Source organism: Kluyvera sichuanensis, assembly GCF_040930405.1.
Lineage (GTDB): Bacteria > Pseudomonadota > Gammaproteobacteria > Enterobacterales > Enterobacteriaceae > Kluyvera > Kluyvera sichuanensis.
Map to the genome: position 1 here is coordinate 4,519,792 of NZ_CP162271.1, position 25,742 is coordinate 4,545,533.

A 25,742-nucleotide genomic window follows, 5' to 3' on the forward strand; every position below is an offset into this window, starting at 1 on the left:
ATTCGTGCACATTTGTAGCCCGGGCGAGCGCAAGCGACCCCGGGAAAACCATGGCACAATCTAAAAATCGACCGGTGCCTTAAACGTCATGCTGTTGCCAAACTGCGGATGGGTAATGGTTAACGTCTCGGCATGCAGCTGCAAACGCGGCGCCATCGCTAACGCCTCGTCGTGGGCATAAAAGCGGTCGCCCAGAATCGGGTGACCCAGTGCCAGCATATGCACGCGCAGCTGGTGTGAACGCCCGGTAATGGGCTTGAGCTTCACCCGCGCGGTGTTATCCGGCGCATACTCCAGCACTTCATACTCCGTCTGCGCGGCCTTGCCGGTTTCATAACACACTTTCTGCTTCGGCCGGTTTGGCCAGTCGCAAATCAGCGGTAAATCCACCAGGCCTTCCTGCGGCTGCGGGTGACCCCACACACGCGCGACGTACTGCTTTTTCGGCTCGCGCTCGCGGAATTGACGTTTCAGTTCTCTTTCTGCCGCTTTGGTCAGGGCGACGACGATGACGCCGCTGGTCGCCATATCGAGGCGGTGCACGGACTCCGCCTGCGGATAGTCGCGCTGCACGCGGGTCATGACGCTGTCTTTATGCTCTTCCTGGCGGCCCGGGACGGACAACAGGCCGCTGGGCTTGTTGACCACCATAATGTGCTCGTCCTGGTAGAGGATCACCAGCCACGGATCCCGTGGCGGATGATAGTTTTCCATGCCCATAGCGGCTCCGGTTACTGGTGAGTGACGACGATAAGACGCAGCGCGTCCAGACGCCATCCCGCTTGTGACAGGCTTTCCATCACCTGCTGGCGGTTGCTTTCAATCGCGGACAGTTCGTCGTCGCGGATGTTTGGGTTCACCGCTTTCAACGCTTCCAGGCGCGACAGTTCCGCGCTGAGCTTCTCGTCCGCCTCTTCGCGGGCGGCGGTAATCAGCGCCTGAGCGGCTTGCTCAATCTGCGCTTCGCCTTTTTGCAGAATGGTATGCACGTCCTGCTGTACCGCGTTCACCAGCTTACTGCCGGTATGGCGGTTCACCGCGCTGAGCTGACGGTTGAAGGTCTCAAACTCAACCTGGGCGGCGAGGTTGGTGCCGTTTTTATCCAGCAGCATACGCACCGGCGTTGGCGGCAGGAAGCGGTTGAGCTGCAGCTGTTTCGGTGCCTGCGCTTCAACCACGTAAATCAGCTCGACCAGCAGCGTACCCACCGGCAGCGCTTTGTTTTTCAGCAGGGAAATGGTGCTGCTGCCGGTATCACCGGAGAGGATCAGATCCAGGCCGTTGTGAATCAGCGGGTGTTCCCAGGTCAGGAACTGTGCGTCTTCGCGGGACAGCGCTACGTCACGCTCGAAGGTCACGGTACAGCCGTCTTCCGGCAGACCCGGGAAGTCCGGCACCAGCATGTGGTCAGATGGGGTCAGCACGATCAGGTGCTCGCCGCGATCGTCCTGGTTGATACCGACGATATCAAACAGGTTCATCGCAAAGGCGATCAGGTTGGTGTCGTCATCCTGCTCTTCGATGCTTTCCGCCAGTGCCTGCGCTTTTTCACCGCCGTTGGAGTGGATCTCCAGCAGACGGTCACGGCCCTGTTCCAGCTGGGTTTTCAGCGCTTCGTGCTGCTCGCGGCAGCTCTTGATGAGGTCGTCGAAGCCATCGCTGTTTTCCGGCGCCGCCAGGTAGTTAATCAGCTGGTCATGCACGCTGTCGTAGATGGTACGGCCGGTTGGGCAGGTGTGCTCAAACGCGTCCAGCCCTTCGTGGAACCAGCGAACCAGCACCGACTGGGCGGTTTTTTCCAGGAACGGCACGTGAATCTGAATGTCGTGCGCCTGACCGATACGGTCCAGACGGCCGATACGCTGCTCCAGCAGGTCCGGGTTGAACGGTAGGTCGAACATCACCAGATTGCTGGCGAACTGGAAGTTACGGCCCTCAGAACCGATTTCCGAGCACAGCAGCACCTGTGCGCCGCTGTCTTCTTCGCCGAACCAGGCGGCGGCACGGTCACGTTCAATAATCGACATGCCTTCGTGGAACACGGCGGCACGGATGCCTTCGCGCTCGCGCAGAACCTGCTCCAGCTGTAGCGCGGTGGCGGCCTTGGCGCAGATCACCAGTACTTTCTGCGCGCGGTGGCTGGTCAGGTAGCCCATCAACCATTCCACGCGCGGGTCGAAGTTCCACCAGGTGCCGGTATCGCCTTCAAACTCCTGATAAATCTGCTCCGGGTAGAGCATGTCGCGGGCGCGTTCTTCTGCGCTCTTACGGGCACCCATAATGCCGGAGACTTTAATCGCCGTCTGATACTGCATCGGCAGCGGCAGCTTGATGGTGTGCAGTTCGCGTTTCGGGAAGCCTTTCACGCCGTTACGGGTGTTACGGAACAGCACGCGACTGGTGCCGTGGCGGTCCATCAGCATGCTGATCAGTTCCTGACGAGCGGCTTCTGCACCGTCGCGATCGCTGTTAGCGGTCTGCAGCAGGGCTTCGATATCCTGCTCGCCAATCAGCTCACCCAGCATGTTCAGTTCGTCGTTGCTGAGCTTGTTGCCTGCCAGCAGCAGGGCGACGGCATCGGCGACCGGGCGGTAGTTTTTCTGTTCTTCAACAAACTGCTCAAAATCGTGGAAGCGGTTTGGATCCAGCAGGCGCAGACGCGCAAAGTGGCTTTCCATCCCCAGCTGTTCCGGGGTTGCCGTCAGCAGCAGTACGCCAGGCACGCGTTCGGCGAGCTGTTCAATGGCCTGATATTCGCGGCTTGGTGCTTCTTCGCTCCACACCAGGTGGTGCGCTTCGTCGACCACCATGATATCCCACTCGGCTTCGCACAGGTTCTCCAGGCGCTGCTTGTTGCGGCGCACGAAATCCAGCGAGCAGATAACCAGCTGTTCGGTTTCAAACGGGTTGTAGGCATCGTGCTGGGCTTCGGCGTAGCGTTCGTCGTCGAACAGTGCAAAGCGCAGGTTGAAGCGGCGCAGCATTTCAACCAGCCACTGATGCTGCAGGGTTTCCGGGACGATGATCAGTACGCGCTGAGCGGCACCGGACAGCAGCTGTTGGTGCAGGATCATCCCGGCTTCGATGGTTTTACCTAAACCCACTTCGTCCGCCAGCAGGACGCGCGGCGCATGGCGACGGCCCACGTCATGGGCGATATTGAGCTGGTGCGGAATAAGGCTCGTGCGCTGGCCGCGCAGGCCGCTCCACGGCATGCGGTACTGTTCACTCTGGTATTTACGCGCGCGGTAGCGCAGAGCAAAGCGGTCCATACGGTCGATCTGCCCGGCAAAGAGACGGTCCTGCGGCTTGCTGAACACCAGTTTGCTGTCGAGCAGCACTTCACGCATCATGACGCCGGTCTCTTCGGTGTCCTGGCGGGTGCCAATGTAGGCCAACAGGCCATTTTCTTCGATAACTTCGTCAACGAGCAACTGCCAGCCTTCATGGCTTGTTACCGTGTCGCCGGGATTAAACATTACGCGGGTCACGGGGGAGTCGCTACGGGCATACAGACGATTCTCTCCGGTTGCCGGAAAGAGTAGGGTGACGGTGCGTGCATCCATTGCAACAACGGTACCAAGTCCCAGTTCGCTTTCTGTATCGCTGATCCAGCGTTGACCAAGTGTAAAAGGCATATGCGTTCGGCTCTATCTTTAATAAATTGCAGGCAATATTCATCCACCACCTTTGAAAGCAGGCGGCGAGTGAATTTGGTCCAGGAATGGAAAGGGCGCTATGGTACTGGATGGCGAGACGTTAGTCACCTGTCAAAATAGACCCAGTTGCCCTGTCACTATTGTAGCAAAATCATCGTCGACAAAGGGGAGAATTCCTTCGGCTACCGGGGCTAATTGTTTCGTCAGGTAGTGGTCGTAATCGAGCGGTGATTGCTGGTAGGCCACGGGTTCCGGGCCGTTGGTGGTCCAGACGTAGCGAATGCTGCCGCGCTGTTGGTATTGCTGCGGGCGGCCTAACCGCACGTTGTGCTCATCGGCAAGGCGGGCGGCGCGCACGTGTGGTGGAATATTTTTCTGATATTCCGCCAGTGGGCGGCGCAGCTGCTTGCGGTAGACCAGCTGTTCATCGAGCTCGCCCGCCATCAGCTTATCGATGGTTTCAAGGATAAAGTCACGGTACGGCTCATTGCGGAAGATGCGTAGATAAAGCGCCTGCTGGAATTGCTGCGCCAGCGGCGTCCAGTCGGTACGTACCGTTTCCAGCCCTTTGTACAGCATCCGCTGTTCGTTGCCTTCCTGTATCATTCCCGCATAGCGCTTTTTGCTGCCGGTATCGGCGCCGCGGATGGTCGGCATCAGGAAGCGGCAGAAGTGGGTTTCAAACTCCAGCTCCAGCGCGCTGGTCAGCCCTTTTTTCTGTAGTTCTTCGGCCCACCACTGGTTAACAAACTCGACCAGCGAGCGGCCAATGACCCCGGCCTCTTCCTCGCCATGAGCCCGTTTAAGCCAGACGAAGGTGGAGTCGGTGTCGCCGTAAATCACGTCATAACCCTGAGATTCAATCAGCGCTTTGGTCTGACGCATGATCGCGTGGCCGCGCATGGTGATCGACGACGCCAGTCGCGGATCGAAAAAGCGGCAGGCGCTGGTGCCCAGTACGCCATAGAAGGCATTCATAATGATCTTCAACGCCTGCGACAGGGGTTTGTTTTTATGCAGCTTGGCTTCATCGCGGGCGTGCCAGATCTGGCTGACGATCCCCGGCAGGCAGTGTTTGTCGCGAGAGAACCAGGCGTCGAGAAAGCCTTCGGTGCTGTGCTGTGTATCCGGGTGCGCCATGCCTTCAATCAGCCCTACCGGGTCAATCAGAAACGAGCGGATGATCGACGGGTACAGGCTTTTGTAGTCCAACACCAGCACGGAGTCGTACAGGCCAGGGCGCGAGTCCATCACGTAGCCGCCGGGGCTCGCCTGCGGCGGCACTTCGCCGAGATTGGGTGCGACGTAGCCCAGGCGGTGCATACGCGGGAAATAAAGGTGGCTGAAGGCCGCTACCGAGCCGCCGTGCCGGTCGACTGCTAGCCCGTTGACCGTCGCGCGTTCCAGTAAAAACGGCATGATCTCGGTTTTGTGGAAGATGCGCGTGACCAGCTCGCAGTCTTTGAGGTTATAGGTGGCTAACGCAGGCTTATCTTCGGCGAAACGGCGGTCAATTTCGTCCATTCGGTCCCACGGGTTATCGATGGCTTTGCCTTCGCCCAGCAGTTCCCGGGCGACGTTCTCCAGTGAAAACGAGGTAAAGCTCCAGAAAGCGGATTTTAGCGCGTCGATGCCGTCGATAATCAGGCGACCGGCGGCCTGGGCGAAGAACACGCCGTTCTTAAAGCCGTGCTCGCGCCACTCCAGTTCGCTGTTGCCGCGCCCAAGTAGCAGAGGCACCCGGTAGCGTTCGGCGCTCTTTTGCAGTACGCGCAGGTCGAACTGCACCACGTTCCAGCCAATCAGTACGTCCGGGTCGTGCTCAGCAAACCAGGCGTTGAGTTTTTCCAGCAGCAGCGGGCGGCTGGCGACATATTCAAGATGAAAATCCACCTGCGGCGGCTGCTCGGGCTCTGCGCCAAGCATATAGACGGTGCGCTGCCCGCAGCCTTCAAGGCCAATGCAGTAGAGCTCACCGTGGCGGCTGGTTTCGATATCCAGCGACACCCACTTCAACGGCGGCCGGTACTCCGGGTTGGGCTTCATGCGTGCCTGCGTCAGTGCCGCACCTCGCAGCGTGCCTTCTACCCATACCGGCGCGGTAATAAAACGCTCCATCAGGTAGCGCTCTGGCGGGCGAATGTCGGCTTCGTAGACGGTAATGCCGTTTTCCCGCAGCAGTTTTTCCAGCCGCATCAACTGGCGATGGGCGCGGCAATAAAGGCCGAATACCGGCTGACGGTGAAAGTCTTTGAGCGTGAGCGGGGCCAGGCGCAGGCCGTTTTCGCCCTGCAGCAGGCGTTCCACCTGTGCGCGCTGGGCTTCGGGGATAAAGGCCACTGACTCCTGCGGCGGTAGCGTGACCTGCAGCGGGCCGTTATCGGTCGCCAGCCAGAAAGCCAGTTCGGTACCCTGCGGGGTATCCCGCCAGTGACGGGTAAGAAGAAAACCTGCTTGGGGCTGGGTCACGCGTGAGCTCATCCATAAAAAAACCAGGCTTGATTATAGCCTGGTTTAAGGGAGAGTGCTGGTGGTTTATACAGGTGTTACTGCCCGTAATAAGCTTTTGCCCCATGTTTGCGCAGATAGTGTTTATCCAGCAGCGTCTGCTGCATGTCCGGCAACTGCGGTGCGAGTTGACGGCAGAAGATACCCATATAGGCAATCTCTTCCAGCACGATGGCGTTATGTACCGCGTCTTCGGCATTCTTGCCCCAGGCAAACGGGCCGTGGGAGTGCACCAGCACGCCGGGCATTTGCGCCGGGTCGATGTCATTCTCGCGGAAGGTTTCAACGATCACCGCGCCGGTTTCCCATTCGTAGTCGCCGTTGATCTCCGCGTCGGTCATCAGGCGCGTGCAGGGCACCGAGCCGTAGAAATAGTCCGCGTGGGTGGTGCCGGTTGCCGGGATGGGCTGCCCTGCCTGCGCCCAGATGGTCGCGTGGCGGGAGTGGGTGTGCACGATGCCACCCAGGGTTGGAAATGCCTGGTACAGCAGGCGATGGGTTGGTGTATCTGAGGAAGGCTTTTTGCGTCCTTCAACCACTTCACCGGTTTCCAGGCTGACCACCACCATATCGTCGGCGGTCATTACGCTGTAATCGACACCGGACGGTTTGATAACCAGTACGCCACGCTCGCGGTCGACGGCGCTGACGTTGCCCCAGGTCAAGGTGACCAGATTGTGTTTTGGCAGCGCCAGATTGGCTTCCAGCACCTGGCGTTTGAGATCTTCTAGCATGTTTTGCTCCGAGTCTGAATTTCCCTCACCCCGCCCTCTCCCGGGGGAGAGGAGGAAAGGCGAATAGGTGCGCGATCGGTTCCCTCTCCCCTTGGGGGAGAGGGTTAGGGTGAGGGGAAAATCGGCTTAACGTTTGAACCCGTAATACACTTCGTTCCAGCGCAGCGCGTCTTTGAACGCTGGCAGGTGGGTGTCGTTGTCGATGACGGCAATTTCGATATCGTGCAGTTCAGCGAACTGGCGCATATCGTCCAGCGTCAGCGCGTGGCTGAATACGGTATGGTGCGCGCCACCCGCCAGGATCCACGCCTCTGAGGCGGTTTCCAGGTTCGGATGGGCTTTCCACAGCGCGTTGGCCACCGGCAGTTTCGGCAGGTCGTGCGGGGTTTTCACCGTTTCGATGGTGTTAACCAGCAGGCGATAGCGGTCGCCGAGGTCAATCAGGCTGGCGACAACGGCCGGGCCGGTCTGGGTGTTGAAGATAAGACGTGCAGGGTCCGCTTTACCGCCGATGCCCAGATGCTGTACATCAAGCAGCGGTTTTTCCGCCACGGCGATGGACGGGCAGACTTCCAGCATGTGCGAACCGAGCACCAGGTCGTTACCGCCGTTGAAGTGGTAGGTGTAGTCTTCCATAAATGAGGTGCCGCCCTGTAGACCGGTCGACATCACTTTCATAATGCGAAGCAGGGCGGCAGTTTTCCAGTCGCCTTCGCCCGCAAAGCCGTAGCCCTGCTGCATCAGACGCTGCACGGCGAGGCCTGGAAGCTGCTTCAGGCCGTGCAAATCTTCAAAGGTTGTAGTGAAGGCGTGGAAACCGCCTTCTTCCAGGAAGCGTTTCATCCCCAGTTCAATACGTGCGGCGTCCAGCACGTTCTGGCGTTTGTCGCCATGAACTTGGGTAGCAGCGGTGAAGCGGTAGCTGCTTTCGTACTCGTCGATAAGCGCGCTGATTTCACCGTCGGTCACGGCGTTAACCACCTGCACCAGGTCGCCGACCGCCCAGGTATTGACGGAGAAACCGAACTTAATCTGCGCCGCCACTTTATCGCCGTCGGTTACCGCCACTTCACGCATGTTGTCGCCGAAGCGGCACACTTTCAGCTGACGGGTATCCTGTTTAGAGACGGCCTGGCGCATCCAGGAGCCGATACGCTCGTGGGCTCGTTTATCCTGCCAGTGGCCGGTCACTACGCTATGCTGCTGACGCATGCGTGCACCAATGAAGCCGAACTCGCGGCCGCCGTGCGCGGTCTGGTTCAGGTTCATAAAGTCCATATCAATGCTGTCCCACGGCAGAGATGCGTTGAACTGGGTGTGGAACTGCAGCAGCGGTTTGTTGAGGATGGTCAGGCCGTTGATCCACATCTTCGCCGGAGAGAAGGTGTGCAGCCAGACGATCATCCCCGCGCATTTGTCATCGTAGTTAGCATCGCGGCAGATGGCGGTGATCTCATCCGGGCGCGTGCCCAGTGGTTTCAGCACCAGTTTGCACGGCAGCTTAGCTTCGGTGTTTAAGGCTTTGACGACCTGCTCCGCGTTTTGCGTCACCTGGCGCAGCGTTTCCGCCCCGTACAGGTGTTGGCTACCAATGACAAACCACACTTCATAATTATCAAAAACGGTCATAGTCGTATCCTTTAATGAGTCAGGGCTGCCTGAGAGGCCGCGGATTTTTCCGAGGATGCAGCAGGGAGATAATGTTGTTCGGCGCTCACGGCCCACTGCAGATAGCGCTGATAGAGTTCTTCAAAGCGCTGAGCCTGCTGTGGGCGCGGCTGTAAGGTGTGTTCAACCTGGCTTGCCATCTGTCGCTGGGCCGCAGGAATATCGGTATGCACGCGTGCGGCAACGGCGGCAAAAATGGCCGCGCCCAGCGCACAGCATTGGTCAGAGGCCACAATTTGCAGCGGACGGTTCAGAACGTCGCAGCAGGCCTGCATGATGACGCGGTTTTTACGGGCGATGCCGCCCAGTGCCATCACGTTGTTGACCGGAATCCCCTGCTCGGTGAAGCACTCCATAATGGCGCGCGCGCCAAAAGCAGTGGCGGCAATCAGCCCGCCGAACAGCGCCGGGGCATCGGTGGCGAGGTTAAGATCGGTGATGACCCCCTTCAAACGCTGGTTCGCATTCGGGGTACGGCGGCCGTTAAACCAGTCGAGCACTACCGGTAGATGGTCGAGAGAAGGATTGCTTGCCCAGGCTTCGGTGAGCGCAGGCAGTAGCTGTTTCTGGCTGGCTTTGATCTGCGCTTTTAGCTCAGGATGTTGTGCGGCAAGCTGCTCCAGCGGCCAGCCGAGCACGCGGCCAAACCAGGCGTAGATATCGCCGAAGGCGGATTGGCCCGCTTCCATGCCGATAAAATTCGGTACTACGCTGCCGTCAACCTGGCCACAGATGCCTTTTACCGTACGGCTACCGACGCTGTTTTTGTCGGCAATTAAGATGTCGCAGGTTGAGGTGCCGATAACTTTCACCAGCGCATTAGGCTGCGCACCTGCGCCAACGGCGCCCATATGGCAGTCAAACGCGCCGCCGGAGATAGCCACTTTGGTGGAGAGCCCCAGGCGTTCGGCCCAGTCGGCTGTCAAGTTGCCGACCGGAACATCCGCCGTCCAGGTTTCGCTAAACATTGGGCACGGCAGGTGCTGATTCAGAATCGGGTCGAGTTCATCGAAGAATGCTGCCGGCGGCAGGCCGCCCCAGCTTTCATGCCACAGCGATTTATGCCCGGCGCTGCAGCGACCGCGGCGAATATCCTGCGGGCGAGTGGTGCCGGAGAGCAGGGCAGGAACCCAGTCGCACAGCTCAATCCACGAGGCGGCAGCCTGCGCCACCGCGCTGTCTTCGCGGGTAACGTGCAGGATTTTGGCCCAGAACCATTCGCTGGAATAAATGCCGCCAATATAGCGGGAGTAGTCTTCTTTGCCCGGCTGGTGACACAGGCGGGTGATGGCTTCCGCCTCTTCCACCGCGGTATGGTCTTTCCACAGCACGAACATGGCGTTCGGGTTGTTGGCAAACTCCTCTTTGAGTGCCAGCACGTTGCCGTCGGCATCAATAGGCGCGGGCGTTGAGCCGGTGCTGTCGACGCCAATACCGACCACATCAGCACGTTGTGCGCTGGAGAGTTCGGCCAGTACGCCTTTCAGCGCGGCTTCCATTGATTCGATATAGTCGCGTGGATGGTGGCGAAAACGGTTATTTGGCGCGTCGCAGAAACGCCCTTCCTGCCAGCGTGGATACCATTCGACGCTGGTCGCGATCTCTTCACCCGTCGCACAATCTACCGCCAGGGCGCGGACTGAGTCACTGCCAAAATCGAGGCCAATTGCGATTGCCATCGTGTTACTCCATCTCAAAGAATACGTGATAGTGAAACAGTAGATATCCCCGCCAAAAACCGTCAGGCTGGAACCGCTAATCTTATGGATAATCTTGCTGTGACCATTCAAAGTGTGACGCCGTGCAAATATTCAATGTGGACTTTTCTGCCGTCTTTATAGACACTTTAGTTGTTACCCTGAAGAGGGCTGATTCGCGGATTTGCTCTCTGAATGCCTTGTTCATCAAGGGGTGTCTGAAGCAAGGTCGACATTGCGCCTATAGCATGCTGGGGATAACGCTAAAAAGCCGAATATGGATAATTGGTTTCTTCTGAGATAAGCGAGAGCGAGCAGCCATGGCTGAAATGCAAAACGATCCCCTGCTACCGGGCTATTCATTTAACGCCCATCTGGTCGCCGGCTTAACGCCGATTGAAGCCGGTGGCTACCTGGATTTCTTTATCGATCGTCCGCTGGGTATGAAGGGGTTTATCCTCAACCTGACGGTGCGCGGTGAAGGGGTGATAGAAAATCAGGGCAAGCAGTTCGTCTGTCGACAGGGCGATATGCTGCTGTTCCCGCCGGGTGAGATTCACCACTATGGCCGCCATCCGGACGCCAGCGAGTGGTATCACCAATGGGTTTACTTCCGCCCGCGCGCCTACTGGCACGAGTGGCTCAACTGGCCGGCTATCGTCGCGCAGACCGGTTTTTATCGCCCGGACGAAGCGCATCAGGCGGAAATCTCTGAGCTGTTTGGCACGATTATCGACGCCGGGCAGGGCATCGGGCGCTACTCAGAGCATCTGGCGATTAACCTGCTGGAGCAGTTGCTGTTGCGCCGTATGGAAGCCATCAATGAATCGCTGCATCCGCCGATGGACAACCGTGTACGCGACGCCTGCCAGTACATCAGCGACCACCTTGCAGATAGCCATTTCGATATCGCCAGCGTGGCGCAGCACGTGTGCCTATCGCCGTCGCGTCTGTCGCACCTGTTCCGCCAACAGCTTGGGGTGAGCGTGCTGAGCTGGCGCGAGGATCAACGCATCAGCCAGGCGAAGCTGCTGCTCAGCACCACGCGCATGCCTATCGCCACGGTAGGGCGCAACGTCGGCTTTGAGGATCAGCTCTATTTCTCCCGCGTATTTAAAAAATGTACTGGCGCGAGCCCTAGCGAATTTCGTGCAGGGTGTGAATAAAAAGTAAAGAAAAGGAAATGCGGTGTGTTGGTTTTTGTCTTTGCCAGTAAACTCTAAAGACAATTGAAGGCTTGACGATAGGGGAGACGCTCTGGAGAATCCCTGCTTCGTTTTCAAACCGGACACACTATGCAAGCACTGCTGGAACACTTTATTACTCAGTCCACGACCTATTCTCTGATTGCGGTGGCGCTGGTGGCATTTCTGGAATCTCTGGCGCTGGTCGGGTTGATTCTGCCGGGTACCGTGATGATGGCCGGGCTGGGCGCGCTTATCGGTAGCGGTGAGGTGAACTTCTGGCAGGCGTGGCTGGTGGGCATTATTGGCTGCCTGCTGGGCGATTGGGTCTCTTTCTGGCTGGGCTGGCGCTTTAAAAAGCCGCTGCATCGCTGGTCATTTATGAAGAAAAACAAATCCCTACTGGATAAAACCGAGCATGCGCTGCATCAGCACAGTATGTTCACTATTCTGGTGGGGCGCTTTGTCGGCCCGACGCGCCCGCTGGTGCCGATGGTCGCCGGTATGCTTGACCTGCCGGTCTCCAAATTTATCACCCCCAATATCATTGGCTGCTTACTGTGGCCGCCGCTCTACTTCCTGCCGGGTATTCTCGCCGGGGCAGCTATCGACATTCCTGCGGATGAGCACAGCGCAAGCTTTAAATGGCTGCTGCTGGCGGCGGCGCTGTTGCTGTGGCTGGCGGCGTGGCTGTGCTGGCGCTTATGGCGCAGCGCAAAAGAGAATCACGATCGCCTGAGCACGCTGTTAACGCGCCAGCGCCTGCTGTTGCTGGCACCGCTGATACTGGGTGTGGGCGTGGTGGCGCTGGTGAGCGTAATTCGTCACCCACTGATGCCGGTGTATATCGAGATTTTGCGTAAGGTAGTGGGGTGGTAATGTGTGAACATCACGCATGAATACCGAGCAGCGCGGATGCGCTAGCTTTCCCGCTTAGTAATTCCTGCGTGTTGCCATCCCAGGCGATACGCCCTTCCGCGACCACCATCGCGCGCGGTGCAATCCTGGCCGCGTCTTCCACGCTGTGTGAAACCATCAGCAGCGTTAAGTTTTGCCGCTGACACACTTCATCAACCAGCTGTAGCATCTCCTGACGCAGCGCTGGGTCGAGTGCCGAAAACGGTTCATCCAGCAGTAAAATCGGCTGCTGGCGCACCAGACAACGCGCCAGCGCGGCGCGTTGACGTTGCCCGCCGGAGAGCTCTCCTGGCAGCCTGTCCAGCATCGATTCAATGCCCATCTGCCCGGCAATCACCTGTAACTTTCGTTGCTGCTCCGCGGTGAGTGAGAGACGTGGACTCATGCCCAGCCCAATGTTCTGACACACGGTCAGGTGGCTGAAGAGATTGTTTTCCTGAAACAACATCGACACCGGGCGCTGCGAAGGCGGCGTATGAGTATGCACCCGGCCTTCGAGCATCAGCGTACCGCTGGCAGGCGTCAGAAAGCCGGCTATCAGGTTGAGCAGCGTCGATTTCCCCGCACCGCTGGGGCCGAGAATAGCCACTTTTTCGCCCTGGGCAATCGAGGTGCTAAAGCGCATCGGAAGGTGCTGGTAAAGCCAGGTGACATCATTCAGTTTTAGCATGGCGTCCAGGTAACTTTTCAATAACGGTGAACAACAGGAAGCAGAGCAGCAGCAGAATCAGCGCGGTGACCGCGCCGTCCTGGCTGCGGTAGGCGCCGATTTGCTGATAGAGATAAAACGGCAGCGTACGGAAATTCTCATTGCCGAACAGCGCGACCACACCGAAATCACCAATCGACAGCACACAGGCAAAAGCCAGTGCCTGCGCTAACGGGCGTTTTAGGGCACGCAGTTCAACCACCTTCAGGCGATTAAAGCCAGAAAGCCCCAGCGATTCACACAGGATGCTGTAGCGGGCGGTAATATCGCGCATTGGCGTTTCCAGCACCTTGAGGGCATAAGGCACTGCCATCAGGGCGTTGGTGAAAATCACAATGCCGTCGGCGGAGTCGGGCAGGCCAACGGTATTGTTGAGCAACAGGAAGAAGCCGGTCGCCAGTACGATACCCGGCATGGCGAGGATCAGCATGCCGCTTAGCTCCATCGCCTGCCCGGCGAGCGGCTGGTTGCGGGCGCGCAGCTCGCGACTGCTCCACAACAGCATCATGGTCAGCGCTACGCAGATTACCCCGGCGGCAATAGCGATGCGTAACGAGGTGCCCAGCGCCTGCCAGAGTACCGGCTGGGTAAAGACCTGCAACATCGACGGATTGACCCCGTCAATTACCACTGCCAGCAGCGGGGGGAGCAGCAGCAGCAGGGTGAGAAGAATCAGAACGGAGTCAGTTATCCGGCTGTGCCAGCGGTCGTCCGGATCGCGCCAGCCGTGAACGTGGCTGTTGCCGACGGCAATCGCCCGGCTTAATCGCTGGCTTAACAGCACCAGCATCAAACAGCAGCCCATCTGAATCAGCGCCAGCATCGCTGCGCGCGCCGGGTCGTAATCAAAGTTCAGCGACTGGTAGATAGCCAGCTCGATGGTCGTCGCGGACGGCCCGCCGCCGAGCGATAGTACGGTGGCAAAGCTGGCGAAGCAGAGCATGAAAATCAGCGTGGCGATGGGCAGAATTTGCCGGCGCATCCACGGCCATTCCACCAGACGGAAGAACGGGTAGCCACGCATTCCCAGTTGCGCAGCAAGCTGGCGCTGCTCGCCGGGGATCTGCTCCAGCGCCTGTAATAGCAGGCGGGTCGCCATTGGCATATTAAAGAAGACGTGCGCGAGCAGAATGCCCTGCAGACCGTAGGGCGAGAAGCGCCACTGCCAGCCAAGCCAGGCAAAAAGCTGGGCCAACCAGCCCTGACGCCCGTAAACGCTCAGAATACCGAAGACGGCGACCAGCACGGGTAGAATTAGCGTCATGGCGCACAGCCGCAGCAGCAGCGTACGGCCGGGAAAACGTCGTCGGTAAAGCGCGCGGGCAAGGAAAATAGCGGGTACGACCGACAGCAGTGCTGACAGGAACGCCTGCCAGAAGGAGAAGCGCACCACGTGCCACAGATAGCTATCGCCGAGCAGCGTTGACCACGACGTTTCCGGCGCGTTTAGCCACAGCGCCAGAAACGCCGCCAGCGCGACGGCAACCATCAGCGTGGTTGCCGTCAGCCCTGGATACAGCCAGCGAGGGATTAGCGGCTGGCTGCGCGAAGCCATGCGTTAATCCAGTTTTGACGTTCGGAAGCCACCTGCTGCGGGGTAAACTCCAGCGCGGTTTGCGGTTTCACCAGACCATTAAAGCCGTCTGGCAGGGTGACGTTGGTCACCGGGTACATCCAGTTGCCGGTTGGGATGGTGTTCTGGAAGGCCGGAGAGACCATAAACGTCAGGAACTCATCTGCCAGCTTCTGCTGTTTGCTGGCTGCGGTTTTCGCCGCCACTTCCACCTGCAGATAGTGGCCTTCGCTAAAGTTCGCCGCCGCGTAGTTGTCTTTCTTCTCGTCGATGATGTGGTACGCCGGAGAGGTGGTGTAGCTCAGCACCAGATCGCTTTCCCCTTTCAGGAACAGGCCGTAGGCTTCGCTCCAGCCTTTGGTGACGGTGACCGTTTTCGCCGCCAGCTTCTGCCAGGCTTCCGGCGCTTTGTCGCCGTAGACTTTTTGCATCCACAGCAGCAGGCCAAGCCCCGGTGTGCTGGTGCGCGGGTCTTCGTAAATCACGCGCCATTTCTGGTCGCTCTCAACCAGTTCCTTCAGGCTTTTCGGCGGGTTCTTCAGTTTGTTTTTGTCATAGACGAAGGCGAAGTAGCCGTAGTCGAACGGTACGAAGGTGTCGTTGTTCCAGCCGCCCGGTACGGTAACGTCGGCGGTGGAAACGTTGCTTTTGGCAAACAGTTTAGTGTCGGTTGCCGCCTGCAGCAGGTTGTTATCCAGCCCCAGCACCACATCGGCTTTGCTGTTTTTGCCTTCCATGCGCAGGCGGTTGAGCAGCGAAACGCCGTCTTCCAGCGCCACGTACTTCAGCTCGCAGTTGCAGTCGGCTTCAAACGCTTTTTTCACCGCCGGGCCCGGGCCCCAATCGGCAGCAAAGGAGTCATAGGTATAGACGGTCAGTACAGGCTTTGCGAGGGCCGGAGCGGCAACCAGCACCAGCAGGGGGAGTAATTTTTTGAGCACTTTGCACCTTTATAAAATGGTGGCAAAGGATTTTGAGTTAGCCTCAAATCCCTTCGCCGGGATTATCCGGATCAGGTTCGACGGGTATCTCTCAGCCCATACACTTCATCCTTCGCGCTGTCTCTGCGTTGGCTACGCTCGCTCGCCCCAGTCACATAGTTATCTATGCTCCTGGGGACTCACTCACTTGCCGCCTTGATACAGCACGAATGATTTTGTGTATGTTTATCAGCACCCCGTTGAGAACGGCACATTGTAATGATTACGTGAATAAATCTAAAGCCTTAAGGATCCGGCGGTGCAAACCAGGCCGATTTAAAGTCGAACCAGCCCAGGGTGTTCATGCGAACGCCGCGCATACTGCGCTGGCCTTGTAGCATCAGCCAGTGGTGGATCAGCGGCACAATGGACTGATTTGCCAGCAGACTTTGGCACCAGTCGGGCAGTGAAAGCTCTCCTTCGCGCCAGTGCTGCGCGTCCTGCTCCCAGTCGATGGGAATGCAGTGGCGGATCAGCGGCACTTCATAAAGGTAGGCAAAGATCGAGAAATCGAGCGGCAGCGTGAAGTTGGCGCTGTTCAGCCAGATATCGCTGACCACTTCGCCGCGATGCCATTCGTCGTAATCCACTTCCTGGATAACCAGTTTGACCTGGTGCGCCGCCAGCAGCGCCTCCATGATCTGACCGATCGTCCGATGTTCTACGTGATCGCGGTAGTAGGTGAGGGTGACCGACTCAAGACCTGCCGGTTTTTCACAGGCGTGGCTACGGGCATGGTGCCAGCGCGGCAGCAGGCCGTAGGCCGGGAACCAGTGGCTCTGGTGCTGCTCGCCTGCGTGATACAGCAGGTTGTTCGGGTGGAAAATGTGGCTCAGCCACTGACGCACAGCCGGGTTGTTGCCGCGTGAACTGCGCGCATCAAACAGCAGATAGTAACAACCCTCTTCGAGGCGGCTTTCTACCGCTTTTTCGCTCTGGGTAGTGCCCTGAAGCGTCAGGCCGCCGTTCGGCTCATCGCTGATTTCCGGCAGCACCCAGACGTTCACTTCGTCAATCAGCGCCCGGAAACCGAAGTAGTCATCAAATGCGTGGATCTTCAGCTGGTTTTGATTGTTGCGGGCGACCGCATACGGCCCGGTACCCACCGGCATGCGCGAGAAGTCGCTGAGCGATTGCCATTCGCGCGGCAGGATCATCGCCGATACCTGGCCCAGCAGCCACGGCAGCCAGCGGTCGGGTTCGCTCAGATGGACATCGAGCGTCCAGGCGGTAGGGGAATGAATGCGCGTGATGTTGGAAAAGAGCGACAGCGTCATGCTGCGATGCAGCGAAGTGATAACGTCGTCCATCTCCAGTTCGCGACCGTGATGAAAATGGATGCCGGGACGCAAATAAAAACGCCAGTGTAATGGGGATATGGCCTGCCAATGGTGCGCAATATCCGCTTCCAGTTCCCCATTTACCTCATTTACCCGGGTCAACGCGCTGAAAATTTGCCGCGCAATATGGGTTTCCGAGCGCCGAAGCGCCGTTCCCGGCAGCAAATTGCGCATCGGACGGTAGTAAAGCACCCGCAGAATATGTCGCCCCTGACGGAAGCTGCGGCCCAGATGCGACACCAGCATCTGACGTACCGCGGCCTTGTCACCGACCAATTGCACCAGCTGATCTATCCGATCCTGCTCGAGCAGGTCTTCCGCGCGCTGCTGCTGAAGCGCCAGACCGGTATAGAGGAAAGTCAGCTTAGAGCGCTTGCCGCGCCCGGCTTCCGCCTCCCAGGTCAGCCATCCCCGCGCCTCCATGGTGTTCAAAAGCGTGCGCATATGGCGGCGAGAGCAGTTGAGCAGCTCGGCCAGTGAGTTGAGCGTGGTCTCTTGCGATTTTCCCTCGCAGCACTGCCATAAACGGATGAACTGCTGCTGTAATCGACCTGAAGGCATAAAAGGGGAACTCCTGATAAAAACTCAGCAATTTATTAATCCCTATATTAGGCCAATAATTGATTTCGATGAAGCGAGGAGGTGTCTATGAAGAGGTCTACCATCCATCAGTTCTACCAGCGTTATTTCTCTGCTACCAAAAATGTTTCCTGGCTGGCCCGTCAGGCGACCGCACAGCGGCTTGAAGTGCTGAATTTTCTGATGCAGTGGGAAGTTACGAAACCGACCTCTGAGCATTAATTCGCCTAATCATGTGTGACTGAGTATTTGCCAGCAGGTATCATCTGCTGGCTTTTTTTTATTCTTTCGCGAAAGGATCTCTGATGCTCTGGTTAATGACGATGGGACGACGTCTCAACGGTGTGTATGCCGCCTTTATGCTGGTGGCGTTTATGATGGGCATAGCGGGGGCATTGCAGGCGCCGACGCTGAGTCTATATCTCAGCCGAGAAGTCGGTGTGCAGCCGTTCTGGGTAGGGTTGTTCTATACCGTCAACGCCATCGCCGGGATCGTCGTCAGCCTCGGGCTGGCAAAACGATCCGATAACCGGGGTGACCGGCGCAAGCTGATCATGTTCTGCTGCCTGATGGCAGTGGGCAACGCGTTGCTCTTTGCCTTCAATCGCCACTACCTGACGCTGATTACCTGCGGCGTGCTGCTGGCCTCGATCGCCAACGCCGCGATGCCGCAGCTGTTCGCGCTGGCGCGTGAATATGCCGATAGCTCGGCGCGTGAAGTGGTGATGTTCAGTTCGATAATGCGTGCGCAGCTGTCGCTGGCGTGGGTGATTGGCCCGCCGCTGGCTTTCATGCTGGCACTTAACTATGGCTTTACCGCCATGTTTTCCATTGCTGCGGGGATTTTTGCCATCAGCCTGACGCTGATTGCCCTGACGCTACCGTCGGTCGCCAGAGTCGAACAGCCTGTCGATGCGGTGCAGAATCAGATTAGCGGCTGGAAAGATAGCAACGTGCGGATGCTGTTTATCGCCTCCACGCTGATGTGGACCTGTAACACCATGTATATCATCGATATGCCGCTGTGGATCAGCAGCGATCTCGGCCTGCCGGATAGCCTGGCGGGGATCCTGATGGGAACGGCGGCGGGGCTGGAAATTCCGGCGATGATCCTCGCTGGATACTACGTGAAGCGCTTCGGCAAGCGGCGGATGATGGTAACCGCGGTGGCCGCCGGGGTGTTGTTCTACGTCGGCCTGATCTTCTTCCATAGCCATACGTCGTTGCTGGTGCTTCAGCTGTTTAATGCGGTGTTTATCGGTATTGTCGCCGGGATTGGCATGCTGTGGTTCCAGGACCTGATGCCGGGTCGTGCGGGAGCGGCGACCACGCTGTTTACCAACAGCATTTCAACCGGGGTGATTCTGGCGGGGATTATTCAGGGGGCGCTGGCGCAGAGCTTTGGCCACTTCTCGGTGTACTGGGTAATAGCTGGGATTTCAGTGGTAACGCTGGTGATGACCGGACGGGTGAAGGACGTTTAGTCTGGTGCAGTCCCGGCGTCGCTGCGCTCGGCCGGGCTACTAACAGCGGTAGCCCGGACAAGGCGCGAACGCGCCGCCTCCGGGGAGGCAGCGGCGTTACGGATTACTGCATAAACGCCGGCTGCTTGTTTTCGTAAGCAGAAATCGCATCTTCATGCTGCAGCGTCAGGCCAATGCTATCCAGCCCGTTCAGCATGCAGTGGCGACGGAAGTCGTCAATTTTAAAGCTGTAGGATTTCTCCCCCGCCTTCACCACCTGCGCTTCCAGATCCACTTCAAACGTAATGCCCGGGTTGGCTTTCACCAATTCAAACATTTCGTCGACCTGCGCATCGCTCAGAGTGACCGGCAGCAGCTGGTTGTTAAAGCTGTTGCCGTAGAAGATATCGGCAAAGCTTGGGGCAATCACCACTTTAAAACCGTAGTCGGTCAGCGCCCACGGCGCGTGTTCGCGTGACGAACCGCAGCCGAAGTTTTCGCGCGCCAACAGAATGGAAGCGCCTTTGAACTCAGGGAAGTTCAGCACAAACTCGGGGTTCGGCTGCTCGCCTTTGTCGTCCAGGAAGCGCCAGTCGTTAAACAGGTGTGCGCCAAAGCCAGTGCGGGTGACTTTCTGCAAAAACTGCTTTGGAATGATGGCATCGGTATCGACGTTCGCGGCATCCAGCGGCACCACCAGTCCCGTATGTTGGGTAAATTTCTCAGCCATGATGGTGTTTCCTTATTTCAAGCTACGAATGTCGGCGAAATGGCCGGTTACCGCGGCCGCTGCGGCCATAGCCGGGCTGACCAGATGGGTACGGCCACCGCGGCCCTGACGGCCTTCAAAGTTACGGTTGCTGGTCGAGGCGCAGCGTTCGCCTGGGTTCAGACGATCGTTGTTCATTGCCAGGCACATGGAGCAGCCCGGCAGACGCCATTCAAAGCCCGCTTCGATAAAGATCTTATCCAGACCTTCTGCTTCCGCCTGCGCTTTCACCGGGCCGGAGCCAGGCACAACCAGTGCCTGAACCCCAGGAGCCACTTTACGGCCTTTGGCGATTTCTGCCGCCGCGCGTAAGTCTTCGATACGCGAGTTGGTGCAGGAGCCGATAAATACTTTATCAATCGCGACGTCGGTCAGCGGAATGCCTGGCTTCAGGCCCATGTAGGCCAGCGCTTTCTCGGCGCTGGCGCGTTCTACCGGATCGTTAAAGGAGGCAGGGTCCGGAATATTGTCATTCACGGAGATCACCTGGCCTGGGTTGGTGCCCCAGGTCACCTGTGGCGCAATTTCTTCGGCCTGCAGGATAACTACGCTGTCGAAAGTGGCGCCGTCGTCGGTTTTCAGGGTCTGCCAGTAGGTGACCGCGTCGTCAAAATCTTTGCCTTTCGGCGCGTGCAGACGGCCTTCTACATAGTTGAAGGTTGTCTGGTCTGGCGCCACCAGGCCCGCTTTCGCACCCAGTTCAATCGCCATGTTGCACAGCGTCATACGGCCTTCCATGCTCAGATCACGGATAGCCTGACCGCAGAACTCGACCACGTGGCCGGTGCCGCCTGCGCTGCCGGTTTTACCGATAATCGCCAGCACGATGTCTTTGGCAGTGATGCCAGGTGCCGCTTTGCCGTTCACTTCAATCTTCATGGTTTTGGCACGACCCTGCTTCAGGGTCTGGGTTGCCAGCACATGTTCCACTTCGGAGGTGCCGATACCAAACGCCAGTGCGCCAAATGCGCCGTGCGTCGCGGTATGGGAGTCGCCGCAGACGATGGTCATGCCTGGCAGGGTCACGCCCTGTTCTGGCCCCATCACGTGCACGATACCCTGATACGGGTGGTTCAGGTCATACAGTTCGACGCCAAACTCGTTGCAGTTCTTAATCAGTTCCTGCATCTGGATGCGCGCCATCTCGCCGGAGGCGTTGATGTCTTTGGTCTGCGTAGAGACGTTGTGATCCATAGTGGCGAAGGTTTTACCCGGCTGACGCACCGGGCGGTTGTGCGCGCGCAGGCCGTCAAATGCCTGCGGTGACGTGACTTCATGCACCAGGTGGCGGTCGATGTACAGCAGCGGCGTTTCGTTTGGCGCTTCATAAACCACGTGAGCATCAAACAACTTTTCGTATAAGGTCTTCGCCATGATTACACCCCTTCGGCAACATAGCGGGCGATGATGTCGCCCATTTCATCGGTACTGACTGCCGCGGCACCGCGAGCTAAATCACTGGTCCGTACGCCTTCTTCCAGCGCACGGTTAATGGCATTTTCAATGGCAGTTGCCGCGTCGTTGGCGTCCAGGCTATAGCGCAGCAGCAGCGCCAGAGAGAGGATTTGCGCAATCGGGTTGGCGATGTTTTTGCCCGCGATATCCGGCGCGGAGCCACCGGCAGGTTCGTACAGGCCAAAACCTTCTTCGTTCAGGCTGGCAGACGGCAGCATGCCCATCGAGCCGGTGATCATCGCGCACTCGTCGGAGAGAATGTCGCCGAACAGGTTGGAGCACAGCACTACGTCGAACTGCGACGGATCTTTAATCAGCTGCATGGTGGCGTTGTCGATGTACATATGTGCCAGCTCAACGTCGGCATACTCTTTGCTGATTTCGCTGACAATTTCGCGCCACAAAATGGAGGACTGCAGCACGTTGGATTTATCGATAGAGGTCACTTTGTGACGGCGTTTGCGTGCAGATTCAAACGCAATACGGGCAATACGTTCAATCTCAAAACGGTGATACACCTCGGTATCAAACGCTTTTTCGTGCTGGCCGCTGCCTTCGCGCCCCTTCGGCTGGCCGAAGTAGATACCGCCGGTCAGTTCACGGACGCACAGAATGTCGAAGCCGTTAGCGGCGATATCGGCGCGCAGCGGGCAGAACTCTTCCAGCCCCTGATACAGCTTAGCTGGACGCAGGTTGCTGAACAGCTTGAAGTGCTTACGCAGCGGCAGCAGCGCGCCGCGCTCTGGCTGCTGGTTCGGCGGCAGGTTTTCCCATTTCGGGCCACCCACAGAGCCAAACAAAATCGCGTCCGCCTGGTCGCAACCGTCAACGGTCGCCTTCGGCAGCGGTTCGCCATGACGATCGATGGCGATACCGCCTACGTCGTAATGGCTAGTGGTAATGCGCATATCAAAACGTTGACGCACGGCTTCCAGTACTTTCAATGCCTGTGTCATGACTTCCGGGCCAATACCGTCACCTGGTAACACAGCAATATGGTAATTCTTCGACATTACACGGTTTCCTTGTTGTTCTCGTTATTCTTAATTTTGCGTTGCAACTCTTTTTCGACTTCTGCGGCGCGCCAGATGTTGTTCAGCACGTGAACCATCGCTTTGGCGGAGGATTCAACGATATCCGTTGCCAGACCGACGCCGTGGAAGCGACGACCGTTATAGTTAACGACGATATCCACCTGACCCAGCGCGTCTTTGCCCTGGCCTTTGGCGTTCAGGTCGTATTTCACCAACTCAATGTCGTAGCCGGTGATACGGTTAATCGCCTGGTAAATCGCATCAACCGGACCGTTACCGTTCGCAGCTTCGGCTTTAGTTTCTTCACCGCAGGCCAGCTTCACGGATGCAGTGGCGATATCGCTGGAGCCTGACTGCACGCTGAAATAATCCAGGCGGAAATGCTCTGGCTCTTCCTGCTGCTTGTTGATGAACGCCAGCGCTTCCAGGTCGTAATCGAAGACCTGGCCTTTTTTGTCCGCCAGCTTCAGGAAGGCGTCGTACAGGTGGTCCATGTTGTAGTCGGTATCTTTGTAGCCCATCTCTTCCATGCGGTGTTTCACGGCGGCACGGCCAGAGCGGGAGGTCAGGTTCAACTGCACCTGGTTCAGACCGATGGACTCAGGGGTCATGATTTCGTAGTTTTCGCGGTTTTTCAGCACGCCGTCCTGGTGGATACCGGAGGAGTGGGCGAACGCGCCGGTACCGACGATAGCTTTGTTGGCCGGGATCGGCATGTTGCAGATCTGGCTAACGGTCTGGCTGGTACGCCAGATTTCGTTATGGTTGATGGCGGTGTGCACGTTCATAATGTCTTTGCGCACTTTAATCGCCATGATCACTTCTTCCAGCGAGCAGTTACCCGCGCGCTCACCGATGCCATTCATCGCGCCTTCAACCTGACGAGCGCCTGCGTGGACCGCAGCCAGAGAGTTACCGACCGCCATGCCCAAGTCGTCATGGGTGTGAACGGAGATAATCGCTTTATCGATGTTTGGAACGCGTTCGTACAGGCCGGTAATAATGTTGGAGAATTCAAACGGCAGGGTGTAGCCGACGGTGTCTGGAATGTTGATGGTGGTTGCACCCGCGTTAATCGCGGCTTCTACTACGCGCGCCAACTGGTCAATTGGGGTACGACCGGCATCTTCACAGGAGAATTCGACGTCGTCAGTGTAATTACGTGCCCGCTTAATCATATAGATTGCGCGCTCGATGACTTCGTCCAGCGTGCTGCGCAGCTTGGTGGCGATATGCATCGGCGAGGTGGCAATAAAAGTATGAATACGGAACGCTTCGGCCACTTTTAATGACTCGGCGGCAACGTCAATATCCGCCTCTACGCAGCGAGCCAGCGCACAGACGCGGCTGTTTTTAATGTTGCGCGCGATGGTCTGTACCGATTCAAAATCGCCCGGAGAAGAGACCGGAAACCCGACTTCCATCACGTCAACGCCCATACGCTCGAGGGCAAAGGCAATCTGCAGTTTCTCTTTCACGCTCAGGCTTGCCTGTAATGCCTGTTCACCATCACGTAAGGTCGTATCAAAAATAATGACTTGCTGGCTCATGGTTTAGGTCCTTGGTTAACTTGGGGCGCCTTGCTACGAGCATAAAAAAACCCGCGCAGCGGCGCGGGTTTTTCGTTTAACTGATGATGACTTAACGTTGAACGTCGCACACCAGCCTACCGCGCACAGAAGAGGCGTTTAGTAGTAGTAGGCCGTTGAAGCGAGTGGTACGGAACATGTCATCATTCTCCAGATGAATTCGATATGCTTTTAGTGGTACTGGATATGGTTTCCGATGTCAACCCTGACGTACAAAATGAAGGGGATTTCGATATGGAAACGAAACGGATGAATTAGCTAATTGTGCTGAAAAATACCGTTATCCATAGATGATAGTTTCTTTTGTTAATTCACGAATTACATACTTTGTCGCATCTGAACACGATTCATCGTAAATGCTCATGAGTTTGACATTTCTTAAGTTTGAATCTATCTGCATGATAAATATATGGTTATCTAAAATGGGCTCTTGTTTTGTAAATCGATAAAAGCCATTTTTGATATAAAATGTTAATTTTAAAATCGAGAAAAATAAAACACTTTAATAAAACTTAATTTATTGTTCCGATTTTGGATTGTTGTCTATTCGTACGATCTATGGGTAAACTACATGTCATTCGCTTGGTGATATAGATGAGTTTGATTTTTACTCATCAATAATATCGCTTTGCCTCTTTATATATTCCTATTTTTTATTGAATTCTCTTCTTTGGATCTTATATGCATGGTAAATCATATAGCCTCAATATATTTTTGCTATTTTGCAAAGGGAGTTTTGTATGACATTGGAGTCTGATAGCGTAATTAATGCGCCGGAGCAGCAACGCACATCAACTAATGAAGGAAATAAACCTCAGCTCCGGATGGTTGATTTAAATTTGCTGACCGTATTTGATGCGGTGATGCAGGAACAAAACATTACGCGCGCAGCCCACATGCTAGGCATGTCGCAGCCTGCGGTCAGTAATGCTGTCGCTCGCCTGAAAGTCATGTTCAATGATGAATTATTTGTGCGCTATGGGCGCGGTATTCAGCCGACGGCGCGCGCATTCCAGTTGTTTGGCTCTGTTCGTCAAGCATTGCAGCTGGTGCAAAATGAATTACCCGGCTCAGGTTTTGAACCATTGAGTAGCGAACGCGTATTTAATCTTTGTGTGTGCAGCCCTCTCGATAATTATCTGACTTCCGTCATTCTCAATAAAGTGAATGAAGTTGCGCCGCATATTCATATGGTTTTTAAATCATTATTAAATCAAAACACCGAACATCAGTTGCGTTATCAGGAAATTGAGTTTGTGCTGGGTTATGAAGAGTTCCGCCGCCCGGAGTTTGCCTGCATTCCACTCTTTAACGATGAAATGGTTCTGGTGGCGAGCAACAAGCACCCGCGAGTGCATGGTCCGGTAACGGAAACCGATATTTATAACGAAGAGCATGCCGTTGTGTCTCTCGATCGCTATGCGTCGTTTAGCCAGCCGTGGTATGACACCATTGATAAGCAAAGCCGCGTAGCCTATCAAGGTATGGCGCTGATTAGCGTACTGAATGTGGTTTCCCAGACCCAGATGGTCGCCGTGGCGCCACGTCGTCTGGCCGAAGAGTTTGCTGAACAGCTCCACCTGCAGATTTTACCGCTGCCAATGAAGCTAAACAGCCGTACCTGCTATCTTTCCTGGCATGAAGCGGCCGGTCGCGATAAAGGCCATCAATGGATGGAAGAGCTGTTGATTAACGCCTGCCGTCAGCAGTAATCGACTTCGAAGGCAAACAGGGTGCATTTGCATTCTGTTTGTTTTGTCTATTTGTGACAAATAAGAATTTTATGCTGTTATTGCCGGTTAGTCGTCGGGGCAATAAAGTGAAAAATGCAGGTTTTGCTGTAATGGCTCCATTCGCCCGAGCATCTACGCTATTCTTTTCCT

The 25,742-nt window shown here is 56.7% G+C and carries 20 protein-coding genes and 1 riboswitch; of the genes, 5 read left to right on the top strand and 15 right to left on the bottom strand.

Features of this window, described 5'->3' with window-relative positions; all coding sequences use genetic code 11:
* Window positions 1-60: 60 nt before the first annotated feature.
* From rluA to araB, 6 genes are all read right to left on the bottom strand, one after another.
* Window positions 61-720, bottom strand: a complete 660-nt coding sequence (gene rluA / locus AB2B48_RS21575; RefSeq protein WP_185668589.1) for a bifunctional tRNA pseudouridine(32) synthase/23S rRNA pseudouridine(746) synthase RluA — start codon at window positions 718-720, stop codon at window positions 61-63.
* 11 nt (window positions 721-731) lie between these two features.
* Complete coding sequence (rapA, locus tag AB2B48_RS21580; RefSeq protein ID WP_368300171.1) at window positions 732-3,638, bottom strand: RNA polymerase-associated protein RapA; 2,907 nt, start codon at window positions 3,636-3,638, stop codon at window positions 732-734.
* Between the two features lie 132 nt (window positions 3,639-3,770).
* Window positions 3,771-6,128 (bottom strand): DNA polymerase II, encoded by a 2,358-nt coding sequence (polB, locus tag AB2B48_RS21585; protein WP_368300172.1) that lies wholly within the window; start codon window positions 6,126-6,128, stop codon window positions 3,771-3,773.
* Window positions 6,129-6,205: 77 nt separating this feature from the next.
* Complete coding sequence (araD, locus tag AB2B48_RS21590; RefSeq protein WP_368300173.1) at window positions 6,206-6,901, bottom strand: L-ribulose-5-phosphate 4-epimerase; 696 nt, start codon at window positions 6,899-6,901, stop codon at window positions 6,206-6,208.
* Window positions 6,902-7,027: 126 nt separating this feature from the next.
* Window positions 7,028-8,530 carry an L-arabinose isomerase gene (gene araA, locus AB2B48_RS21595; protein WP_368300174.1) on the bottom strand — a complete coding sequence of 501 codons (1,503 nt, stop codon included), beginning with the start codon at window positions 8,528-8,530 and terminating at the stop codon, window positions 7,028-7,030.
* 11 nt (window positions 8,531-8,541) lie between these two features.
* On the bottom strand, window positions 8,542-10,248 hold the full coding sequence (gene araB, locus AB2B48_RS21600; RefSeq protein ID WP_368300175.1) for a ribulokinase: 1,707 nt from the start codon (window positions 10,246-10,248) through the stop codon (window positions 8,542-8,544).
* A gap of 338 nt (window positions 10,249-10,586) precedes the next feature.
* Between araB and araC the strand changes: the two genes are divergently transcribed.
* A complete protein-coding gene (gene araC / locus AB2B48_RS21605; RefSeq protein WP_368300176.1) occupies window positions 10,587-11,432 on the top strand; it encodes an arabinose operon transcriptional regulator AraC in 846 nt (281 codons plus the stop codon).
* Window positions 11,433-11,561: 129 nt separating this feature from the next.
* Window positions 11,562-12,329, top strand: a complete 768-nt coding sequence (locus AB2B48_RS21610; protein ID WP_220440733.1) for a DedA family protein — start codon at window positions 11,562-11,564, stop codon at window positions 12,327-12,329.
* Between the two features lie 10 nt (window positions 12,330-12,339).
* On the opposite strand, the gene thiQ is transcribed toward AB2B48_RS21610, so the two are convergent.
* From thiQ to sgrR, 4 genes are all read right to left on the bottom strand, one after another.
* A complete protein-coding gene (thiQ, locus tag AB2B48_RS21615; protein ID WP_368300177.1) occupies window positions 12,340-13,038 on the bottom strand; it encodes a thiamine ABC transporter ATP-binding protein ThiQ in 699 nt (232 codons plus the stop codon).
* Window positions 13,022-14,632 carry a thiamine/thiamine pyrophosphate ABC transporter permease ThiP gene (gene thiP / locus AB2B48_RS21620; protein WP_368300178.1) on the bottom strand — a complete coding sequence of 537 codons (1,611 nt, stop codon included), beginning with the start codon at window positions 14,630-14,632 and terminating at the stop codon, window positions 13,022-13,024. The genes thiQ and thiP overlap by 17 nt, the downstream gene beginning before the upstream one ends.
* The gene (thiB, locus tag AB2B48_RS21625; RefSeq protein WP_368300179.1) at window positions 14,608-15,591 is read right to left on the bottom strand and encodes a thiamine ABC transporter substrate binding subunit; all 984 of its coding nucleotides are present in this window, start codon (window positions 15,589-15,591) and stop codon (window positions 14,608-14,610) included. The genes thiP and thiB overlap by 25 nt, the downstream gene beginning before the upstream one ends.
* 30 nt (window positions 15,592-15,621) lie before the next feature.
* Window positions 15,622-15,840: riboswitch (TPP riboswitch) on the bottom strand.
* Window positions 15,841-15,875: 35 nt separating this feature from the next.
* Window positions 15,876-17,531: an HTH-type transcriptional regulator SgrR gene (gene sgrR / locus AB2B48_RS21630; protein ID WP_368300180.1), complete on the bottom strand. Its 1,656-nt coding sequence runs from the start codon at window positions 17,529-17,531 to the stop codon at window positions 15,876-15,878.
* 87 nt (window positions 17,532-17,618) lie between these two features.
* On the opposite strand from sgrR, the gene sgrT reads away from it, so the two are divergent.
* Both sgrT and AB2B48_RS21640 read left to right on the top strand, forming a co-directional pair.
* The gene (gene sgrT / locus AB2B48_RS21635) at window positions 17,619-17,771 is read left to right on the top strand and encodes a glucose uptake inhibitor SgrT (protein ID WP_185668577.1); all 153 of its coding nucleotides are present in this window, start codon (window positions 17,619-17,621) and stop codon (window positions 17,769-17,771) included.
* A gap of 83 nt (window positions 17,772-17,854) precedes the next feature.
* Window positions 17,855-19,033 carry a sugar efflux transporter gene (locus AB2B48_RS21640; protein WP_368300182.1) on the top strand — a complete coding sequence of 393 codons (1,179 nt, stop codon included), beginning with the start codon at window positions 17,855-17,857 and terminating at the stop codon, window positions 19,031-19,033.
* 103 nt (window positions 19,034-19,136) lie between these two features.
* Here the strand turns inward: AB2B48_RS21640 and leuD are convergent, their stop codons facing one another.
* The 5 genes from leuD to leuL form a co-directional block, all read right to left on the bottom strand.
* Window positions 19,137-19,742, bottom strand: coding sequence for a 3-isopropylmalate dehydratase small subunit (gene leuD / locus AB2B48_RS21645; protein WP_185668575.1), 606 nt, complete (start codon window positions 19,740-19,742; stop codon window positions 19,137-19,139).
* A gap of 12 nt (window positions 19,743-19,754) precedes the next feature.
* Window positions 19,755-21,155 carry a 3-isopropylmalate dehydratase large subunit gene (gene leuC, locus AB2B48_RS21650; protein WP_368300183.1) on the bottom strand — a complete coding sequence of 467 codons (1,401 nt, stop codon included), beginning with the start codon at window positions 21,153-21,155 and terminating at the stop codon, window positions 19,755-19,757.
* Between the two features lie 2 nt (window positions 21,156-21,157).
* On the bottom strand, window positions 21,158-22,249 hold the full coding sequence (gene leuB, locus AB2B48_RS21655) for a 3-isopropylmalate dehydrogenase (RefSeq protein ID WP_185668571.1): 1,092 nt from the start codon (window positions 22,247-22,249) through the stop codon (window positions 21,158-21,160).
* Complete coding sequence (gene leuA, locus AB2B48_RS21660) at window positions 22,249-23,820, bottom strand: 2-isopropylmalate synthase (protein WP_185668569.1); 1,572 nt, start codon at window positions 23,818-23,820, stop codon at window positions 22,249-22,251. The genes leuB and leuA overlap by 1 nt, the downstream gene beginning before the upstream one ends.
* Before the next feature lie 91 nt (window positions 23,821-23,911).
* Window positions 23,912-23,998, bottom strand: coding sequence for a leu operon leader peptide (gene leuL, locus AB2B48_RS21665; protein ID WP_100249930.1), 87 nt, complete (start codon window positions 23,996-23,998; stop codon window positions 23,912-23,914).
* A 601-nt stretch (window positions 23,999-24,599) separates the two neighbouring features.
* Between leuL and leuO the strand changes: the two genes are divergently transcribed.
* Window positions 24,600-25,571, top strand: a complete 972-nt coding sequence (gene leuO, locus AB2B48_RS21670) for a transcriptional regulator LeuO (protein WP_368300184.1) — start codon at window positions 24,600-24,602, stop codon at window positions 25,569-25,571.
* The last annotated feature ends 171 nt before the right edge of the window (window positions 25,572-25,742 follow it).

What these genes read in the sequence shown, in the direction of transcription:
- rluA (WP_185668589.1), bottom strand. Translation starts at nt 720, where the DNA reads ATGGGCATGGAAAACTATCATCCGCCACGGGATCCGTGGCTGGTGATC.
- rapA (WP_368300171.1), bottom strand. Translation starts at nt 3,638, where the DNA reads ATGCCTTTTACACTTGGTCAACGCTGGATCAGCGATACAGAAAGCGAA.
- araD (WP_368300173.1), bottom strand. Translation starts at nt 6,901, where the DNA reads ATGCTAGAAGATCTCAAACGCCAGGTGCTGGAAGCCAATCTGGCGCTG.
- araA (WP_368300174.1), bottom strand. Translation starts at nt 8,530, where the DNA reads ATGACCGTTTTTGATAATTATGAAGTGTGGTTTGTCATTGGTAGCCAA.
- araB (WP_368300175.1), bottom strand. Translation starts at nt 10,248, where the DNA reads ATGGCAATCGCAATTGGCCTCGATTTTGGCAGTGACTCAGTCCGCGCC.
- araC (WP_368300176.1), top strand. Translation starts at nt 10,587, where the DNA reads ATGGCTGAAATGCAAAACGATCCCCTGCTACCGGGCTATTCATTTAAC.
- AB2B48_RS21610 (WP_220440733.1), top strand. Translation starts at nt 11,562, where the DNA reads ATGCAAGCACTGCTGGAACACTTTATTACTCAGTCCACGACCTATTCT.
- thiQ (WP_368300177.1), bottom strand. Translation starts at nt 13,038, where the DNA reads ATGCTAAAACTGAATGATGTCACCTGGCTTTACCAGCACCTTCCGATG.
- thiP (WP_368300178.1), bottom strand. Translation starts at nt 14,632, where the DNA reads ATGGCTTCGCGCAGCCAGCCGCTAATCCCTCGCTGGCTGTATCCAGGG.
- sgrR (WP_368300180.1), bottom strand. Translation starts at nt 17,531, where the DNA reads ATGCCTTCAGGTCGATTACAGCAGCAGTTCATCCGTTTATGGCAGTGC.
- sgrT (WP_185668577.1), top strand. Translation starts at nt 17,619, where the DNA reads ATGAAGAGGTCTACCATCCATCAGTTCTACCAGCGTTATTTCTCTGCT.
- AB2B48_RS21640 (WP_368300182.1), top strand. Translation starts at nt 17,855, where the DNA reads ATGCTCTGGTTAATGACGATGGGACGACGTCTCAACGGTGTGTATGCC.
- leuD (WP_185668575.1), bottom strand. Translation starts at nt 19,742, where the DNA reads ATGGCTGAGAAATTTACCCAACATACGGGACTGGTGGTGCCGCTGGAT.
- leuC (WP_368300183.1), bottom strand. Translation starts at nt 21,155, where the DNA reads ATGGCGAAGACCTTATACGAAAAGTTGTTTGATGCTCACGTGGTTTAT.
- leuB (WP_185668571.1), bottom strand. Translation starts at nt 22,249, where the DNA reads ATGTCGAAGAATTACCATATTGCTGTGTTACCAGGTGACGGTATTGGC.
- leuA (WP_185668569.1), bottom strand. Translation starts at nt 23,820, where the DNA reads ATGAGCCAGCAAGTCATTATTTTTGATACGACCTTACGTGATGGTGAA.
- leuL (WP_100249930.1), bottom strand. Translation starts at nt 23,998, where the DNA reads ATGTTCCGTACCACTCGCTTCAACGGCCTACTACTACTAAACGCCTCT.
- leuO (WP_368300184.1), top strand. Translation starts at nt 24,600, where the DNA reads ATGACATTGGAGTCTGATAGCGTAATTAATGCGCCGGAGCAGCAACGC.